Source organism: Pseudomonas sp. S1(2024) (assembly GCF_046557535.1).
Genome location: NZ_JBKGFP010000064.1, coordinates 23,764 through 41,763, shown reverse-complemented (window position 1 = coordinate 41,763; position 18,000 = coordinate 23,764). Strand labels below are relative to the sequence as shown.

The 18,000-nt window shown below is 62.4% G+C and carries 16 protein-coding genes; 11 read left to right on the top strand and 5 right to left on the bottom strand.

Annotated features, from left to right (window positions below):
• Window positions 1-11: 11 nt before the first annotated feature.
• Window positions 12-452 carry a universal stress protein gene (locus ACLCGK_RS17715; RefSeq protein WP_013971709.1) on the bottom strand — a complete coding sequence of 147 codons (441 nt, stop codon included), beginning with the start codon at window positions 450-452 and terminating at the stop codon, window positions 12-14.
• A 110-nt stretch (window positions 453-562) separates the two neighbouring features.
• Between ACLCGK_RS17715 and ACLCGK_RS17710 the strand changes: the two genes are divergently transcribed.
• The 7 genes from ACLCGK_RS17710 to ACLCGK_RS17680 all read left to right on the top strand — a co-directional run bounded on the left by ACLCGK_RS17710 (window position 563) and on the right by ACLCGK_RS17680 (window position 9,027).
• The gene (locus tag ACLCGK_RS17710) at window positions 563-1,000 is read left to right on the top strand and encodes a hypothetical protein (RefSeq protein WP_015269528.1); all 438 of its coding nucleotides are present in this window, start codon (window positions 563-565) and stop codon (window positions 998-1,000) included.
• A gap of 646 nt (window positions 1,001-1,646) precedes the next feature.
• Window positions 1,647-3,794 (top strand): fatty acid oxidation complex subunit alpha FadB, encoded by a 2,148-nt coding sequence (gene fadB / locus ACLCGK_RS17705; protein ID WP_023661155.1) that lies wholly within the window; start codon window positions 1,647-1,649, stop codon window positions 3,792-3,794.
• A 31-nt stretch (window positions 3,795-3,825) separates the two neighbouring features.
• Window positions 3,826-5,001, top strand: a complete 1,176-nt coding sequence (gene fadA, locus ACLCGK_RS17700) for an acetyl-CoA C-acyltransferase FadA (protein ID WP_013971712.1) — start codon at window positions 3,826-3,828, stop codon at window positions 4,999-5,001.
• Window positions 5,002-5,078: 77 nt separating this feature from the next.
• Window positions 5,079-5,330 carry a DUF1653 domain-containing protein gene (locus ACLCGK_RS17695; RefSeq protein WP_023661154.1) on the top strand — a complete coding sequence of 84 codons (252 nt, stop codon included), beginning with the start codon at window positions 5,079-5,081 and terminating at the stop codon, window positions 5,328-5,330.
• A gap of 100 nt (window positions 5,331-5,430) precedes the next feature.
• Entirely contained in the window at window positions 5,431-8,040 is a 2,610-nt protein-coding gene (gene topA / locus ACLCGK_RS17690; RefSeq protein ID WP_015269531.1) for a type I DNA topoisomerase, read from the top strand.
• A gap of 187 nt (window positions 8,041-8,227) precedes the next feature.
• On the top strand, window positions 8,228-8,743 hold the full coding sequence (locus ACLCGK_RS17685; RefSeq protein WP_004376432.1) for a DUF6586 family protein: 516 nt from the start codon (window positions 8,228-8,230) through the stop codon (window positions 8,741-8,743).
• Window positions 8,744-8,793: 50 nt separating this feature from the next.
• Window positions 8,794-9,027, top strand: coding sequence for a hypothetical protein (locus tag ACLCGK_RS17680; RefSeq protein WP_410952568.1), 234 nt, complete (start codon window positions 8,794-8,796; stop codon window positions 9,025-9,027).
• 49 nt (window positions 9,028-9,076) lie between these two features.
• Here the strand turns inward: ACLCGK_RS17680 and sulA are convergent, their stop codons facing one another.
• Both sulA and lexA read right to left on the bottom strand, forming a co-directional pair.
• A complete protein-coding gene (sulA, locus tag ACLCGK_RS17675) occupies window positions 9,077-9,553 on the bottom strand; it encodes an SOS-induced cell division inhibitor SulA (protein ID WP_013971717.1) in 477 nt (158 codons plus the stop codon).
• Between the two features lie 13 nt (window positions 9,554-9,566).
• Window positions 9,567-10,175 carry a transcriptional repressor LexA gene (gene lexA, locus ACLCGK_RS17670; RefSeq protein ID WP_004376420.1) on the bottom strand — a complete coding sequence of 203 codons (609 nt, stop codon included), beginning with the start codon at window positions 10,173-10,175 and terminating at the stop codon, window positions 9,567-9,569.
• A gap of 215 nt (window positions 10,176-10,390) precedes the next feature.
• On the opposite strand from lexA, the gene ACLCGK_RS17665 reads away from it, so the two are divergent.
• From ACLCGK_RS17665 to nagZ (ACLCGK_RS17650), 4 genes are all read left to right on the top strand, one after another.
• On the top strand, window positions 10,391-11,104 hold the full coding sequence (locus ACLCGK_RS17665; RefSeq protein ID WP_410952567.1) for a TetR/AcrR family transcriptional regulator: 714 nt from the start codon (window positions 10,391-10,393) through the stop codon (window positions 11,102-11,104).
• A 40-nt stretch (window positions 11,105-11,144) separates the two neighbouring features.
• On the top strand, window positions 11,145-11,669 hold the full coding sequence (locus tag ACLCGK_RS17660) for a L,D-transpeptidase family protein (RefSeq protein WP_410952566.1): 525 nt from the start codon (window positions 11,145-11,147) through the stop codon (window positions 11,667-11,669).
• Window positions 11,670-11,691: 22 nt separating this feature from the next.
• On the top strand, window positions 11,692-12,690 hold the full coding sequence (gene nagZ / locus ACLCGK_RS17655) for a beta-N-acetylhexosaminidase (RefSeq protein ID WP_177328668.1): 999 nt from the start codon (window positions 11,692-11,694) through the stop codon (window positions 12,688-12,690).
• 194 nt (window positions 12,691-12,884) lie between these two features.
• On the top strand, window positions 12,885-13,883 hold the full coding sequence (gene nagZ, locus ACLCGK_RS17650) for a beta-N-acetylhexosaminidase (protein WP_178075723.1): 999 nt from the start codon (window positions 12,885-12,887) through the stop codon (window positions 13,881-13,883).
• A gap of 196 nt (window positions 13,884-14,079) precedes the next feature.
• On the opposite strand, the gene ACLCGK_RS17645 is transcribed toward nagZ (ACLCGK_RS17650), so the two are convergent.
• Window positions 14,080-17,421 (bottom strand): SNF2-related protein, encoded by a 3,342-nt coding sequence (locus ACLCGK_RS17645; RefSeq protein WP_410952565.1) that lies wholly within the window; start codon window positions 17,419-17,421, stop codon window positions 14,080-14,082.
• Between the two features lies 1 nt (window position 17,422).
• Entirely contained in the window at window positions 17,423-17,995 is a 573-nt protein-coding gene (locus tag ACLCGK_RS17640) for a CsiV family protein (protein WP_410952564.1), read from the bottom strand.
• Between the last annotated feature and the right edge of the window lie 5 nt (window positions 17,996-18,000).

The window sequence follows — 18,000 nt, the reverse complement described above, 5'->3', positions numbered from 1 at the left end:
CACCGGTTGAATCATTCCTTCTTCTGCAACCGCACCGCCAGTACATCGCACGGCGCACCATGCAGCACGTCATTGGCCGTGGACCCCAGCAGCAACGCCAGGCCATGACGGCCATGGCTGCCGACCACGATCAGGTCGCACTTCTGGTCCTTGGCCAGCTGGTGGATTTCCTGGCGCGGCTGGCCATAGGTCAGGTGCGAGTCGCCGCGGTGGATGTCCGGGTATTTGTTGAACAGGCGGTCCATGCGCTCCTTGGCCTGGTCGAACTGCTGCTGTTGCAGCTGCGACAGGTCCATCGGCACGTCGCCGCCGAACGCCATGGCCATCGGCTCGACGATGTGTACCAGCGAAACCTTGGCATTCGACGGCGCGGCCAGCGCCATGGCGCGCTTGATCACCGGGTCGCATTCTTCGGTCAGGTCGACGGCGACCAGAAGATGTTCGTAGGACATGAGCGGAACTCCTGACAATCGCGATAGAAGAAGTATGGTCGCTTTCGGGCGGGTCTTCCGTGAAAAATGGCTAACCAGCTCATTTGCAACGTTTTATGGGAACTACTGATATGACGGTATTGCTGGTGGTGTCAATCCTCGCGCTGATTCTCAGCCCGCTTTCCTGGCTGCGCACCTCGCGCAAGCAGAGCGAGCAGATGAAGCTGCGCCTGGAGGCTCGGCGCATGGGTTTGGCCATGCAGCTGGCGCCGCAGCAGTGGCCGCACTGGCTGGAAAAGGAGCCGCCAAGCCCGTGCCCGCAATACCACCGGGCCCGTCGCCGCGGGCATGAGGACAGCTTCTGCTTCTGGCAGATCACCCCGGGGGTGTGGTGGAACCAGTGGCGTGAACCCTGCGAGGACCCACGCTTCATGGAGGCCTTGGCACGCTTGCCGGCGAGTGTCTACAAGGTCGAGGCCGATGCCCGGATGATCGCGCTGTACTGGACCGAGCGGGGTGATACCGCTGTGTTGCAGGATATTGCCCACGTCCTCGAAGCCCTGGCTTGAGACCTGTCTTGCACGGGCCCTGTAGGAGCGGCCTTGTGTCGCGATCGGGCTGCGCAGCAGCCCCTGGGATATCAGAGAAAAGCAAAGATTGCCGGGGCTGCTGCGCAGCCCGATCGCGACACAAGGCTGCTCCTACAAGGGTATGCGGCGCTTCTTAAACCTCTATAACGACAAAGCGGCGGCTTGGCCGATCCCCTGAAGGGGTGGGGTGCCAAGTCGCCGCTTTGCGTTCTGCTGCGCAGAAAAGGCCAGGCAGGCCGGGTATGCATTCAAGCAAGTGCCAGTGTAGCCGTTCGAGGTCGCCGCGCAAGGCAAAAGCTGCAGCATTCTTCTGCGGTTCATGGTCAATCGCCGACATGAATGGTCAGCAATCACTGTCATCATGTTTTGTACCAGGACGCTACAAAATGACCGGAAAGTCGTGTTTTCACCTTGCTCGCGAGCATTTGACAACGCCGATCTTTTCGGAGAATGTGTGCACACCCAAATCAAACGGGCGTATGAATTGAGCGTTTGTATGTCATGACGCCAAGCCATACTTCCGACTAGCGCGCTGACGGGTGTGCCTGGGGCAGGGCAGCTAGGCCTGCTTTTGCTGCAGCGATCGGCGTGTACAGTTCAGCTTCCATATCGTGGAGATCAGTTGATGATTTACGAAGGTAAAGCCATCACGGTTAAGGCTCTTGAAAGTGGCATCGTCGAGCTCAAGTTCGACCTCAAGGGTGAGTCCGTCAACAAGTTCAACCGCCTGACCCTGAACGAACTGCGCCAGGCCGTCGATGCCATCAAGGCCGACGCCTCGGTCAAGGGCGTGATCGTCAGCAGTGGCAAGGACGTGTTCATCGTCGGCGCCGACATCACCGAGTTCGTCGACAACTTCAAGCTGCCCGAGGCCGAACTGGTCGCCGGCAACCTGGAAGCCAACCGCATTTTCAACGCCTTCGAAGACCTCGAAGTGCCGACCGTCGCCGCCATCAACGGCATCGCCCTGGGCGGCGGCCTGGAAATGTGCCTGGCCGCCGACTACCGGGTCATGTCCACCAGCGCCAAGATTGGCCTGCCGGAAGTCAAACTGGGTATCTACCCGGGCTTTGGCGGTACCGTGCGCCTGCCGCGCCTGATCGGTTCGGACAACGCCATCGAATGGATCGCCGCCGGCAAGGAAAACCGTGCCGAGGACGCCCTGAAAGTGGGTGCCGTCGACGCCGTGGTCGCGCCTGAACTGCTGATGGCCGGTGCCCTTGACCTGGTCAAACGCGCCATCAGTGGCGAGCTGGACTACAAGGCCAAGCGCCAGCCCAAGCTGGAAAAGCTCAAGCTCAACGCCATCGAGCAGATGATGGCCTTCGAGACTGCCAAGGGCTTCGTCGCCGGCCAGGCCGGCCCTAACTACCCAGCCCCGGTCGAAGCCATCAAGACCATCCAGAAGGCTGCCAACTTCGGTCGTGACAAGGCCCTGGAAGTGGAAGCCGCAGGCTTCGCCAAGCTGGCCAAGACCTCGGTTGCCGAAAGCCTGATCGGCCTGTTCCTCAACGACCAGGAACTCAAGCGCAAGGCCAAGGCGCATGACGAAATCGCCCACGACGTGAAGCAGGCCGCCGTGCTCGGCGCCGGCATCATGGGTGGCGGCATCGCCTACCAGTCGGCGGTCAAGGGCACCCCGATCCTGATGAAGGATATCCGCGAGGAAGCCATCCAGCTGGGCCTGAACGAGGCCTCCAAGCTGCTCGGCAATCGCGTCGAGAAGGGCCGCCTGACCCCGGCCAAGATGGCCGAGGCACTCAACGCCATTCGCCCGACCCTGTCCTATGGCGATTTCGCCAATGTCGACATCGTCGTCGAGGCCGTGGTCGAGAACCCGAAAGTCAAGCAGGCCGTGCTGGCTGAAGTGGAAGCCCAGGTGAAGGACGATGCGATCCTCGCTTCCAACACCTCGACCATTTCCATCAACCTGCTGGCCAAGGCGCTCAAGCGCCCGGAAAACTTCGTCGGCATGCACTTCTTCAACCCGGTGCACATGATGCCGCTGGTGGAAGTCATCCGTGGCGAGAAGTCCAGTGAAGTGGCGGTTGCCACCACCGTGGCCTACGCCAAGAAAATGGGCAAGAACCCGATCGTGGTCAACGACTGCCCGGGCTTCCTGGTCAACCGCGTGCTGTTCCCGTACTTCGGCGGCTTCGCCAAGCTGGTAAGCGCCGGTGTCGATTTCGTGCGTATCGACAAGGTCATGGAAAAGTTCGGCTGGCCGATGGGGCCGGCGTACCTGATGGACGTGGTCGGCATCGACACCGGCCACCACGGCCGCGACGTGATGGCCGAAGGCTTCCCGGACCGCATGAAGGACGAGCGCCGCTCGGCCGTTGACGCACTTTACGAGGCCAACCGCCTGGGGCAGAAGAACGGCAAGGGCTTCTACGCCTACGAAACCGACAAGCGCGGCAAGCCGAAGAAGGTCGCCGACGCCACCGTGCTCGACGTGCTCAAGCCGATCGTCTTCGAGCAGCGTGAAGTCACCGACGAAGACATCATCAACTGGATGATGATCCCGCTGTGCCTGGAGACCGTGCGCTGCCTGGAAGACGGCATCGTCGAAACCGCCGCCGAAGCCGACATGGGCCTGGTCTATGGCATTGGTTTCCCTCCCTTCCGCGGTGGTGCGCTGCGCTACATCGACTCGATCGGTGTGGCCGAATTCGTTGCCCTGGCCGATCAATACGCCGACCTGGGGCCGCTGTACCACCCGACCGCGAAGCTGCGTGAAATGGCCAAGAACGGCCAGCGCTTCTTCAACTGAGCGGTCAACGAGCTAGAGCGAGAGATTTGATATGAGCCTGAATCCAAGAGACGTGGTGATTGTCGACTTCGGTCGCACGCCGATGGGCCGCTCCAAGGGTGGCATGCACCGCAATACCCGCGCCGAAGACATGTCGGCGCACCTGATCAGCAAGCTGCTGGAACGCAACGACAAGGTCGACCCGAAAGAAGTCGAGGACGTGATCTGGGGCTGCGTCAACCAGACCCTCGAGCAGGGCTGGAACATCGCCCGCATGGCCTCGCTGATGACCCAGATCCCGCACACCTCCGCGGCGCAGACGGTCAGCCGCCTGTGCGGCTCGTCGATGAGCGCGCTGCACACCGCCGCCCAGGCGATCATGACCGGCAACGGTGATGTATTCGTGGTCGGTGGCGTGGAACACATGGGCCACGTCAGCATGATGCATGGCGTCGACCCCAACCCGCACCTGTCCTTGCATGCCGCCAAGGCTTCCGGGATGATGGGCCTGACCGCGGAAATGCTCGGCAAGATGCACGGCATCACCCGTGAGCAGCAGGACCTGTTCGGCCTGCGTTCGCACCAGCTGGCCCACAAGGCCACGGTAGAAGGCAAGTTCAAGGATGAAATCATCCCGATGCAGGGCTACGACGAGAACGGCTTCCTGAAGGTGTTCGATTTCGACGAAACCATTCGCCCGGAAACCACCCTCGAAGGCCTGGCGTCGCTGAAGCCGGCGTTCAACCCGAAAGGCGGTACCGTCACTGCCGGTACCTCGTCGCAGATCACCGACGGTGCATCGTGCATGATCGTCATGTCCGGCCAGCGCGCCATGGACCTGGGTATCCAGCCATTGGCGGTCATCCGTTCCATGGCGGTAGCTGGTGTCGACCCGGCAATCATGGGCTACGGCCCGGTGCCGTCGACCCAGAAAGCCCTCAAGCGTGCTGGCCTGACCATGGCCGACATCGACTTCATCGAGCTCAACGAAGCCTTCGCTGCACAGGCCCTGCCAGTGCTGAAAGACTTGAAAGTACTCGACAAGATGGATGAGAAGGTTAACCTGCACGGCGGCGCCATTGCCTTGGGCCACCCGTTCGGTTGCTCCGGGGCACGAATTTCCGGCACCCTGCTCAACGTCATGAAGCAGAATGGCGGTACCCTGGGGGTGGCGACCATGTGTGTCGGCCTCGGCCAAGGTATCACCACTGTCTTCGAACGCGTCTGATCGCGTAGCGGGACAGCGACCGGGGCCTTGTGCCCCGGTTTTGTTTTTTACAGGTTTTATTCAAGAGGGTGGGCAACATGCAGATACAACCAGGCGTATACCGGCATTACAAAGGGCCTGAGTACCGTGTCTTCAGTGTTGCGCGGCACTCCGAGAGCGAAGAGTGGATGGTGTTCTACCAATGCCTGTATGGTGATTACAGCTTCTGGGTACGGCCACTTTCGATGTTCCAGGAGTCCGTCGAGGTTGACGGCGAGCAGGTGCCACGCTTTGCTTTGGTCAAGGCCGAAGAGGGGCTGCCCGGGTTGCTGGGCAAGTCGCACGAGTGATAGTCCGAACTTGACCTCACACTTTTGCCACTATATATAGCGGTGCCGCGTCTGGCACCTGACGCGTTTTTCATCTTCAGATTCAGGAATACTCCGATCCATGGGCAAATCGCTGGTCATTGTGGAATCCCCGGCCAAGGCCAAGACCATCAACAAGTACCTGGGCAACCAGTACGTGGTGAAGTCGAGTATCGGCCATATCCGAGACCTCCCCACCAGCGGTTCGGCCAGCGCCAGCAAAGAGCCAGCCGCCAAGCGTGGCAAGGCCGCGGGTGAGGCTCCGGCCCTGTCGCCGAAGGAAAAGGCCCGCCGCCAGCTGGTGGCACGCATGGGCGTCGACCCCGACCACGGCTGGAAGGCCAAGTACGAGATCCTGCCTGGCAAGGAAAAGGTGATCGAAGAGCTGCGCCGCCTGGCGAAGGACGCCGACACCATCTATCTCGCAACCGACTTGGACCGCGAAGGGGAAGCCATTGCCTGGCACCTGCGCGAGGCCATCGGCGGCGACGACACCCGCTACAAGCGCGTGGTGTTCAACGAAATCACCAAGAAGGCCATCCAGGAAGCCTTCTCGCAGCCGGGCGAGCTGGATATCGACCGGGTCAACGCGCAGCAGGCGCGGCGTTTCCTCGACCGCGTGGTCGGCTACATGGTTTCGCCGCTGCTGTGGGCCAAGATCGCCCGTGGCCTGTCCGCCGGCCGTGTACAGTCGGTGGCGGTGAAGCTGGTGGTGGAGCGCGAGCGTGAAATCCGCGCGTTCATCCCGGAAGAGTACTGGGAAATCCACGCCGACCTCGGCACCGCCAAGAACGCCAAGGTGCGTTTCGAAGTGGCCCGCGAGAAAGGTGAGGCCTTCAAACCGCTGAACGAAGCCCAGGCCATGGCCGCGCTGGAGAAGCTCAAGGCTTCCAGCTACAGCGTGGTCAAGCGCGAAGACCGCCCGACCAGCAGCAAGCCGTCGGCACCGTTCATTACCTCCACCTTGCAGCAGGCCGCCAGCAACCGCCTGGGCTTCGGTGTGAAGAAAACCATGATGATGGCCCAGCGCTTGTACGAAGCCGGCTACATCACCTACATGCGTACCGACTCGACCAACCTGTCGGCCGACGCCCTGGATATGGCGCGCAGCTACATCGAGCGCGAGTTCGGCAAGCAGTACCTGCCCGAGGCTCCGCTGGTGTACGGCAGCAAGGAAGGCGCCCAGGAGGCGCACGAAGCGATTCGTCCTTCCGACGTGAACACCCACCCGAGCAAGCTCAGTGGCATGGAGCGTGACGCCGAGCGCCTGTATGAGCTGATCTGGCGCCAGTTCCTGGCCTGCCAGATGCCGCCGGCGCAATACCTGTCCACCAGCGTCACCGTGGCTGCAGGCGACTTCGAGTTGCGTGCCAAGGGCCGTATCCTCAAGTTCGACGGTTACACCCGTGTGCTGCCGCAACAGAGCAAGCCTGGCGAAGACGACGTGTTGCCGGAAATGGTCCAGGGCGAAGCGCTGAAGCTGATCCAGATCGACCCGAGCCAGCACTTCACCAAGCCACCGGCGCGCTTCACCGAAGCCAGCCTGGTCAAGGAAATGGAAAAACGCGGCATCGGTCGCCCGTCGACCTATGCGGCGATCATTTCGACCATTCAGGACCGTGGCTATGTGACCCTGCACAACCGCCGCTTCTATTCCGAGAAGATGGGCGACATCGTCACCGAGCGCCTGTCCGAAAGCTTCTCCAACCTGATGGACTACGGCTTTACCGCCGACATGGAAGAGAACCTCGACGACGTGGCCCAGGGCGAGCGTGACTGGAAGAACGTGCTCGACGAGTTCTACGGCGACTTCAGCAAGAAACTGCAGACCGCCGAGTCCAGCGAAGACGGCATGCGCGCCAACCAACCGACCATGACCAACATTCCGTGCAAGGAATGTGGCCGGCCGATGATGATCCGCACCGCCTCCACCGGCGTGTTCCTCGGTTGCTCGGGCTACAGCCTGCCGCCGAAAGAGCGCTGCAAGGCCACCGTCAACCTGGTGCCGGGCGACGAGATTGCCGCCGACGACGAGGGCGAATCGGAATCCCGCGTGTTGCTGGGCAAGCATCGCTGCCCGATCTGCGCCACGGCGATGGATGCCTACCTGCTGGACGAGAAGCACAAGCTGCACATCTGCGGTAACAACCCGGATTGCGCTGGCTACGAGATCGAGGAAGGCAACTACCGCATCAAGGGTTACGAAGGGCCGAGCCTGGAGTGCGACAAGTGTGGCAGCGAGATGCAGTTGAAGACTGGCCGCTTCGGCAAGTTCTTCGGTTGCACCAACCCGGCGTGCAAGAACACTCGCAAACTGCTCAAGAGCGGCGAGGCGGCGCCACCGAAGATGGACAAGGTGGACATGCCAGAGCTCAAGTGCGAGAAGGTCGACGATACCTACGTGCTGCGTGATGGCGCTTCGGGGCTGTTCCTGGCCGCCAGCCAGTTCCCCAAGAACCGCGAAACCCGCGCACCGCTGGTGCTGGAGATCGTGCCGCACAAGCATGAGATCGATCCGAAGTACCACTTCCTGTGCGATGCACCGCAGAAAGACCCGGAAGGCCGCCCTGCAGTGATCCGCTACAGCCGCAAGACCAAGGAGCAGTATGTGCAGTCCGAGGTTGATGGCAAGCCGACCGGCTGGAAGGCGTTCTACGACGGCAATGCGTGGAAGGTTGAAGACAAGCGCTGATCTGTCAGTGCTGTAATTGGGGTCGCTTCGCGCCCCTTCGCGGGCTTGCCCGCTCCTACAGGTACAGCGCAGGCCTTGGGCTTGATGGAGTTCCTGTGGGAGCGGGCAAGCCCGCGAAGGGGCGCAAAGCGGCCCCAATCATTTATGATGAGGCTATCCGCCTTGCAGCCTTAGGGAGGGCACTGAAATGGCCCAGGAACTCTACACCCGCACCAATCAGAAACTGTTCTTTGCCGGCCTCGCCCTGGAGTCCATGGCCAAGGCCGAACAAAGCCAGGCCATGAATGCCCAGGGCCTGGTCCAGGCCGAACGCGAGTCGGCGCTGTTCCATCTCTACGGCGCATTGTTGGGCCTGTGTCATGAAATTGGTGGCTTCTACCGCCTGCCAGTTGTTGCAACGGTCGAGCAAGCACTGGCTGACGACGCCCTGAACGGTATCGCCATCCCGGAAGTGGCCGAGCTGCTGGAGCTGGCCCGCCAGCGCGAAACCTGGCTGGCACAAATGCTTGGTGCTTATGCCGATTTGTTCCGACCACCGGTCGCGAAAAAAACGCCGAAAACCGACGTTACCCAGCCATTGATTCAGGCGGTCAATCTCGATGAGCCCGAGCATCCGGCGCTGTCGCATGCCGAACTGGAAAGCTGGCGCAGCGACCTCAAAGGCCTGGTGAGACGTTTCCGTGACGCGTTGAGTGAGTGCTGATAGCTGCTACGGCTGGTACAATGCTGGCCTTTCGCGGAGAACTGCCATTTATGTCTACGTCGTTTCTGGAAATTGTCGAGTTGCCTGATGGCCGCATCGAACTGCGTCGCGCCGAGGATGAGGGCTCTCTGGTAACCCTGGATTTCTCGGAAGACGCCAAGGCGTTTCTGCAGGGTCAGCATGTGGAAGTGGCCAAGGCCATGCTCAGCATGGGCGTACAGATGGCCGGTCGCCTGATGGATGGCGAGCTTGAGCGTGATGAAGGGCCGCGAGTGCTGCACTGATGTGCAGCAGGGCATCAGGTTTTATGCAGTGACAGGCAAAGCCTGAACATCAGCCGAGGCGGATGTTCAGGCTTTGTGCGTTTCCGGCACTGGCAGCGCGCAGCAATTGCTGGCGCGCAGTGGCGTTGACATTGCCCAGCCAGCTGACGACGGTGTGGCTGCGGCCCAGACGCAAGGCTTCGCAGGCCAGTTGAAGCGGGCTTTGATTGCCACGAGGTTGCAGCAGCAGGATGCGTTCACGGTTGAGCCCGGCATCGCGCAGCCAGGCCTGGGTCAGGCTCGACGGCGGGGCGATCAGGGTCAGCCAGCGGGTCTCGTCCTCTTCGCTCAGTTCGCGCAGCACGGGTGCCAGCAGGCTTTGGCAATGCCCGGGGGCTCCGCGCAGCGACAGTTCGCTGAACAGCTCGGGCTGGCTGCTCTTGCGCGCCACTTCGCTGGCTTTCAGGCCAGGCAGTACGGGCTGGGCGAGGAATGCTTCGAACAATGGCAACTGAGCTTGCTCGGGTACGTGAATGAACTGCTGCATGACGCCTCCTGGATCAGCGGCGAATGACGCCGACGCTCAAGCCCTCGATCACCAGCTCCTGTTCTTTCAGGTCGACTTCGATGGGGGCGAATTCGGGGTTTTCGGCAAGCAGCCACACCTTGCTGCCTTCGCGCTTGAAGCGCTTGACGGTGACTTCGTCGCCGATGCGGGCCACGACGATCTGGCCATTGCGGGCTTCGCGGCAGGTGTGTACCGCCAGCAGGTCGCCATCGAAGATGCCGACGTCCTTCATGCTCATGCCGTGTACGCGCAGCAGATAGTCGGCCTGGGGGTGGAAGAAGTCGGGGTTGATGTTGCAGGATTGCTCGATGTGCTGTTCGGCAAGGATCGGCGCGCCGGCGGCAACCCGGCCGATGATCGGCAGGCCGCTTTCTTCGGCCTTGGCTTCCAGGCCGGGGATGCGAATACCACGGGAGGCGCCCGGGGTCATCTCGATCGCGCCTTTGCGGGCGAGGGCCTTGAGGTGCTCCTCGGCGGCGTTGGGCGACTTGAAGCCCAACTCCTGAGCAATCTCGGCGCGCGTCGGCGGGAAGCCGTTGTCTTCCAGGCAACGCTTGATGAACGCGAGAATTTCGGCTTGGCGTGGCGTCAGTTTCAACATGGTGAGCGCTCTGTCTTTTTGTACAGTGACTGGGATTATATACAGTACTGGATGCGCTGCAAGCCAAAACCCGCAATAAACAGTAGCAATGGCGCTTGCAGCCACCCGCCTGGCGTTTTTAAATGGCGACCGACCAGTCACCGAGCCTTGACAGAAACAGGGCTGAAACGTATGTTTCAAACACCTGTTTGTCTGGCGGAGTAGTCGGAGTAGTCATGGCCCAATCGGAAACCGTTGAACGCATTCTCGATGCTGCCGAGCAGCTGTTCGCGGAAAGGGGGTTCGCAGAAACCTCGTTGCGGCTGATTACCAGCAAGGCCGGGGTCAACCTGGCGGCAGTCAACTATCACTTCGGCTCCAAGAAGGCCCTGATCCAGGCAGTGTTTTCGCGCTTCCTCGGGCCGTTCTGCGCCAGCCTCGAACGTGAGCTGGAGCGGCGCCAGGCCAAGCCTGAGCACAAGCCGAGCCTCGAGGACCTGCTGGAAATGCTGGTCGAGCAGGCTTTGGCCGTGCAGCCGCGCAGCAACAATGACCTCTCGATCTTCATGCGCCTGCTGGGCCTGGCCTTCAGCCAGAGCCAGGGCCACCTGCGGCGTTACCTGGAAGACATGTACGGCAAGGTGTTCCGCCGCTACATGCTGCTGGTCAACGAGGCCGCGCCGCGCATTCCGCCGCTGGAGCTGTTCTGGCGCGTGCACTTCATGCTTGGTGCTGCCGCCTTCAGCATGTCTGGTATCAAGGCCCTGCGGGCGATTGCCGAAACCGATTTCGGCATCAATACCTCGATCGAGCAGGTAATGCGCCTGATGGTGCCGTTCCTGGCTGCAGGCATGCGTGCCGATAGCGGTGTAACCGACGACGCCATGGCCGCCGCGCAGCTGCGCCCGCGCACCAAGACCAGCGCAGGCGCCACCACCGCCAAGGCCTGAAGGCTGGGCGGGGCAGGGCGCTTCGGCTAAGCTAGCGCCCATGCCTGACCTCGACTTCCTGCACATTTCCCTCGCCGATCAGCGCCTTTATGGTTTTGCCGATGGCCAGCTGCGCGTACGCCTGCCGGTTTCAACGGCGCGCAACGGCGCCGGCGAGCGCAACGGCTCGGGTTGCACGCCGTGTGGCTTGCATCAGGTGCGAGCGAAGATCGGCGCGGGCTTGCCGCTGAATGCGGTATTGGCCGGGCGGCGCTGGACCAGCGAGGTGTGGTCGCCGGCCTTGCATGCGCAATACCCCGGCCGGGACTGGATCCTCACCCGCATCCTCTGGCTTAGTGGCTGCGAGCCGGGTGTCAACCGCCTGGGTGCGGTCGACACCTTCCGCCGTTATATCTACCTGCACGGCACCCCGGATACGGAACCCTTGGGCGTAGCGCTGTCCCATGGATGCATACGCCTGCGCAACATCGATTTGCTAAGCCTGTTCGAGCAGGTGCCGGCCCATTGCCCGGTGCGCATCGAGCAGGCCGCCTGCCCCCAGTGGGCTTCTCTCAGTCTTCAATGAAGGATTACCCATGACTGTCAGCCTGCAAGGCTCCCTGATGGTGGATATCGCCGGTAAATGGCTGACCGCCGAAGACCGTCACCTGCTACGCCAACCTGAAGTGGCTGGCCTGATCATTTTTGCCCGCAACATCGACAGCCCGCGCCAGGTGCGTGAACTGTGCGCGTCGATCCGTGCCATCCGGCCTGACCTGATCCTGGCGGTGGACCAGGAGGGCGGCCGGGTGCAGCGCCTGCGCCAGGGCTTTGTGCGCCTGCCGGCCATGCGTGCGCTGGCCGACAATGACAACGCCGAGTACCTGGCCGAGCAGTGCGGTTGGTTGATGGCGACCGAGGTGCTGGCGGTTGGCCTGGACCTCAGCTTTGCCCCGGTACTCGACCTGGACCACCAGCGCAGCGCCGTGGTGGGCAGCCGCGCCTTCGAGGGTGACCCGCTGCGTGCCACGCAACTGGCCGGGGCGTTCATCCGTGGCATGAATGCGGCGGGTATGGCGGCTTGTGGCAAGCACTTCCCGGGGCATGGCTGGGCCGAAGCGGACTCGCATGTGGCCATCCCGACCGATGAGCGCAGCCTCGAACAGCTGCGCCAGGCCGACCTGGTGCCGTTCACCCGCCTGAGCGGGCAATTGGCGGCAGTGATGCCGGCGCATGTCATCTATCCGCAGGTCGACAACCAGCCGGCTGGCTTCTCGCGGCGCTGGTTGCAGGACATCCTGCGTGGCGAGCTGGGCTTTGACGGGGTGATCTTCAGTGACGATTTGTCGATGGCCGGCGCACATGTTGTCGGGGATGCGGCGAGCCGCATCGAAGCAGCACTGAGCGCCGGTTGTGATATGGGGCTGGTTTGCAATGATCGGGCGGCGGCGGAGCTGGCACTGAGTGCGGCACAACGCATGAAGGTAAAACCTTCGCCACGCATCGCAGGCATGCGCGGGCAAGGGTTTGCGCGGACTGACTATCGTCAGCAGCCTCGTTGGCAGCAGGCATTGTCCGCGTTGAAGGACGCTCAACTGGTCGACTGACGAGGCTACACCCTGCTCGGTCCGAGACAGGATCCTGCGTTTTCGATGTGCGTATTGCGTGAGTACACCGGGAAATGTGCCCCGGTGTACCAGGCAGCACGCATTCCAGAGACTCGGGCAAAGCGGAGATTTCTCCGCTTCGCCCGTAATGGGTTTCTGATATTCGATTAGAGGATTTTGTAATGACAGTTTGTATGCAGGGGGCCTTGATGGTCGATATCGAAGGCACAGGGCTGACGCCTGAGGATCGTCGGTTATTGCTCCAGCCTGAAGTAGCTGGTTTGATCATCTTTGCTCGTAATATTGCCCACCCGCGTCAGGTGCGGGAGCTGTGCGCTTCGGTACGTGCTTTGCGCCCTGACCTGATCATTGCGGTCGATCAGGAAGGTGGGCGGGTGCAACGCTTGCGTGAAGGGTTCGTCAGGTTGCCATCCATGCGGCAGATCGCCCAGAGCGATGATGCCGAGCGATTGGCCGGGCATTGTGGCTGGTTGATGGCAACCGAGGTGCTGGCGATCGGGCTGGATTTGAGTTTTGCTCCAGTGCTCGATCTGGATCATGGGCGCAGTGCAGTCATTGGTGCGCGTGCCTTCGATGGTGATCCTGAGCGTGTCACTCAGTTGGGTGGGGCGTTCATCCGGGGCATGACTGCAGCGGGCATGGCAGCATGCGGCAAGCATTTTCCTGGGCATGGCTGGGCTGAGGCCGATTCGCATGTGGCCATTCCCGTAGATGATCGCAGCCTGGATGAACTGCGCAAGACGGACCTGGTGCCATTTACCCGATTGGCACGCCAGCTGTCGGCAGTGATGCCTGCGCATGTGATCTATCCCCAGGTCGATAGTAAGCCCGCCGGTTTTTCGAGGCGCTGGCTTCAGGACATTCTCAGGGGGGAGCTTGGCTTCGATGGCGTGATTTTCAGTGATGATCTGTCCATGGCCGGTGCCCATGTGGTCGGAGATGTTGCTGGTCGCGTCGAGGCTGCTTTCGGTGCGGGATGTGACGTGGGCCTGGTATGTAATGACCGGGCTTCGGCAGAGCTTGCTCTGCTGGCTGCGCAGCGCTTGAAAGTCAAGCCATCGCCGCGCCTTGCTCGGATGCGAGGCTTCAGTTTTGCGCGCACTGACTATCGCCAGCAGCCGCGGTGGCTGGAGGCGTTGGGGGCGTTGCGAGAGGCGCAGTTGGTCGATTGACCGCGCCGGCCCCTTCGCGGGCATGCCCGCTCCCACAGGTGCGGCACCGCCCTTGAGGGCACTGATATCCCTGTGGGAGCGGGTTTACCCGCGAAGGGGCCGGCACAGGCAGCACAACAGCCTGAAAAGCAGCGCTGTACCTGTGGGAGCGGGCGTGCCCGCGAAGAGGCCGGTACAGGCAGCGAAGGATTCTGGGCTACCGCTCGCGCTTCCCGGGCAGCGGCGCAAACAGCGCTTCGATCTCTTCATCCCCCAGCCGCCATTGCCCGGCCTGCCCGCCATCCAGCAGGCTTGCCGCAAGCGCGGCCTTCTCCTGCTGCAACAGCTGGATCTTTTCTTCCACCGTTCCCCGGGTGATCAGCTTGAACACGAATACCGGCTTGTCCTGGCCAATGCGGTAGGCGCGGTCGGTAGCCTGGTTTTCGCTGGCCGGGTTCCACCAGGGGTCGAAGTGGATCACCGTGTCCGCGGCTGTCAGGTTCAAGCCCACGCCACCCGCCTTGAGGCTGATCAGGAACACTTCGCTGTCACCCTGCTGGAACTGCTGCACCGGCGTGCGCCGGTCGCGGGTGTCGCCGGTCAGCAGGCTGTAGCGAATCTTGCGCTTCTCCAGTTCCTGCTCGATCAACGCCAGCATCGAGGTGAACTGCGAGAACAACAGCACCCGGCGCCCTTCGCTCAACAACTCTTCGAGCATTTCCAGCAACGCGCCCAGTTTGCCCTTTTCGGCCTGGTTGCCTTTGCTTTCCACCCCTTTGACCAGACGCAGGTCGCAGCATACCTGGCGCAGCTTGAGCAGGGCGTCGAGGATGACGATCTGACTGCGCGCGGCGCCATTGCGGGCGATTTCATCGCGGACTTTCTTGTCCATGGCCACCCGTACGGCCTCGTAGGTGTCACGCTGGGCATCGCTAAGCTCGACCCAGTGCACCATCTCGGTCTTGGCCGGCAGCTCGGTCGCCACCTGCTCCTTGGTGCGGCGCAGCAGGAACGGGCGGATGCGGCTGGCCAGGTGGGCCATGCGCTCGCTGTCGCCGTGGCGCTCGATCGGTGTGCGGTAGTCCTGGTTGAAACGCTTCAGGTCACCCAGCCAGCCGGGCATGAGGAAGTGGAAAATCGACCACAGCTCGCCGAGGTTGTTTTCCATTGGCGTGCCGGTCAGGCAGACGCGCTGATTGGCCCGCAGCTCGCAAACTGCGAGGGCGGCCTTGCTGGTGCTGCTCTTGATGTTCTGTGCCTCGTCCAGCACCAGCACATGCCAGGCATGGGCGCGCAGGTGCTCGAGGTCGCGCGGCACCAGGGCATAGGTGGTCAGGACCAGGTCGTATTCATGCAATTTGGCGAAATGCTTGCTGCGCCCCGGGCCTTGCAGGGCCAGCACGCGCAGCCCGGGGGCGAAGCGCTGGGCTTCGTCCAGCCAGTTGGGTACCAGGCTGGTCGGCATCACCGCCAGGGCTGGAGCGCTCAGGCGGCCGGACTGTTTTTCCAGCAGCAGGTGTGCCAGGGCCTGCAGTGTCTTGCCCAGCCCCATGTCGTCGCCGAGGATGCCGCCGGTGCCCATCTCGCGCAGCGCCTGCAGCCAGTTCAGGCCCTGTTGCTGGTAAGGGCGCAGGCTTGCCTGCAACCCGGTCGGCGGTTCTACCTGCAAATCACGGGCATCGCGCAGGCGACGGCCCAGGTCGCGCACATGCTCGCCACCCTCCCAATGCAGGGGCAGGCCGTCGATGTCGTTCAGGCGTGAGGCATCGGCACGGTCCAGGCGCAGGGACGGGCCTGCGGCGTCTTCGTGCAGGTACAGTTCGCCCAAGGTGCCCATCACTGCCTTGATGCGGCCATAGGGCAAGGCAACGCGCAGGGCCGGGGCATCGAGGCGGCCACGGTTGAGGTCGATCAGCAGGTGCTCGTCGTCACTGCGCCGGGCCAGTTCGCTGGGGCGCAGCAGTTCCGGGTTGCTGCGCAGCAGTTGCAGCACGATCGGCAGCAGGCTGTGGCGCTGGCCGTCGACCACGATGCCCAGCTCCAGGTCGAACCATTCATGGCCGGGCGCTTCGTCGATGGTGGCGTACCAGTCGTCCACCTCTTGCAGGTTGAAGGCGAAGTCGCGGTGGATGTCGATTTCCCAGCCGGCCTCGCGCAGGCGCGACAGGTCTTTGCGGGCAAAGCGCAGCCAGGCTTCATCGTCGGGCAACTGGTACATTTCACCGGCGCTGTCGGGTAAAGCCTTGCTCTGCCGGGTAGCAGCCTTGAAACCCAAGTCGCGTAGCGCCTTGCGCAGCGCCTGTTCGGCCTGGGGTTGGCGGCGAATGCTTTGGCTGGTGGCGTCCACCAGGCGGGTCAGCGGCTTGTCGTCGTTGCCTATGGCGCGCAGGCCGTCGTAGTCGAACGCCAAGGCGGCACGGTGTTGCATCTGCCGTTGCATGCGGCCGGTCTTGGGCATGTAGGCGCTGAATTCGAGGCTGCCAAGGGTCAGCTGGGGCCTGGGCTGAACATGCTCGATCACTTCACTGCGCACACTTGTGGGAGTCGGGACCTGGCGGTTCAGCGCGTTCAGCCGGTGGCTCAGTGGAATGATCAGATGCTCCGGCACCGTCGGTGCGCTGGCCAGCTGGCTGGCAACGAAGGGGTCAAGATCATGCAGCAGTTTGCCGGTAAGCCCCGTCTGGGTGTCAATGTAGTAGAGGGGGTCCAGTGGCAGTGCCATATCGTGCACTTTGTCAGCGTTCTGCCAGGCGCCACGATAACTACCGTTGTCGAGCCTCACCCAGCGGAATTCGGCATGTAGTGCTGGCCCGGGGGATAACAGCGTTTGGTGGCCCAGCAGCAAGCGTCCGCTAGCCAGTGCGAACTCGTACAGCTCGGCGCCTTTTTTACCATCCAGCCTGGCAATGGGCAGGCTGGAATCTTTGCCAAGGGCGTCAACCAGCCTCAGGATGCGCAGGTCTTCATCCGTTACATAGCGTGGCGTGTAGTAGAGCAGTTCAGGCAGCGAACTGGGGCGCCCCAGGTTGAGCTGGCCATCAGCTTGCCGGGTGCCTTTGAAAACGCTGAGTATGCACCGGCCATGCTCGTTGCTGAGCAGATAGTAGAGCGAGGGGCCTTTGCGTTTGGTGGGCTCTGCAGGCGCGGCCGTAACCTCCAGTGCTTCGACCCAATGGGCAAGTTCAGGGGGCAGGTCGAGCGACTGTTGTGCGGCTTCGGTGGGGGGATGCGAAGGTTCCTGAGTGCCTTCGGGGCAATCCGGTCCCTGTTCCAGCAGGTAAAGAGCGGCGGCGCAATGCTTGCAGTTCTCGCCTACCGGGCAAGAGCACGTGCCCTCGCATTCCAGGCTATCTTCAGTCAAGTCCAGGGTAATGCGCTGGTAGTAGGTGCGGCCGGACGAACCTGTACATTGCGCGCGGATCGTCAGGTCGAGGATCGACACGATCTCGCTTCTGCCGTCCTCGGCATATTCCTGGCCGCGCCTCAGGGTCTTGCGATCAAACGCAAGAGTCCAGCCGTTGTGCCCGCGCACAAAGATCTGCGCAACGCTCTCGCTCACATCATTGCTCCATCATCTCCGGGTCCATCGCCGGCATTTTCGGCGTACCCGGTGGTGTCACCTTCAGCAGCACGGCCAGGTGCCCACCGTCGAGGAAGGTCAGCTGGCCGCCCTTGACGTTGCTGTTGCTCTGCTTGAACTGCTCGCTTTGCAGCACGCTGCCGTTACCGTCCAGCTGGTTGACCCAGAAATTGGCCTCGACCGCGATGAAACGGCCCTCGGCGATGCTCAGGTTGCCTTCGATGGGGAAGTGGCCGAACTGCTCGGCGCCTTCACCCAAGGCGATGCGGCTGGGCTCGCTGCCCACTTGCTGCTGCCAGGCCTTGTGCATCAACACGGTGTAGTCGGCGGTGGCTTCCAGGCGGGTGGCTTCGTCTTCCAGCGCCAGGCGACGCTCGGCGTCCTTCTCCAGGCGCGGAGCGCCGGCGCTCCAGTCTTCGGGGGCAAACGGGCTGGTGAAGGCGGGCACGCTGTTCTGCCGCACCAGGATCATTTCTACCTGATACAGGCCTTCGGCGAAGGCGGCTGGGGCGAACAGCGCCAGCAGCAGGGTCAGGCAACGGATGGCACGCATGGGTC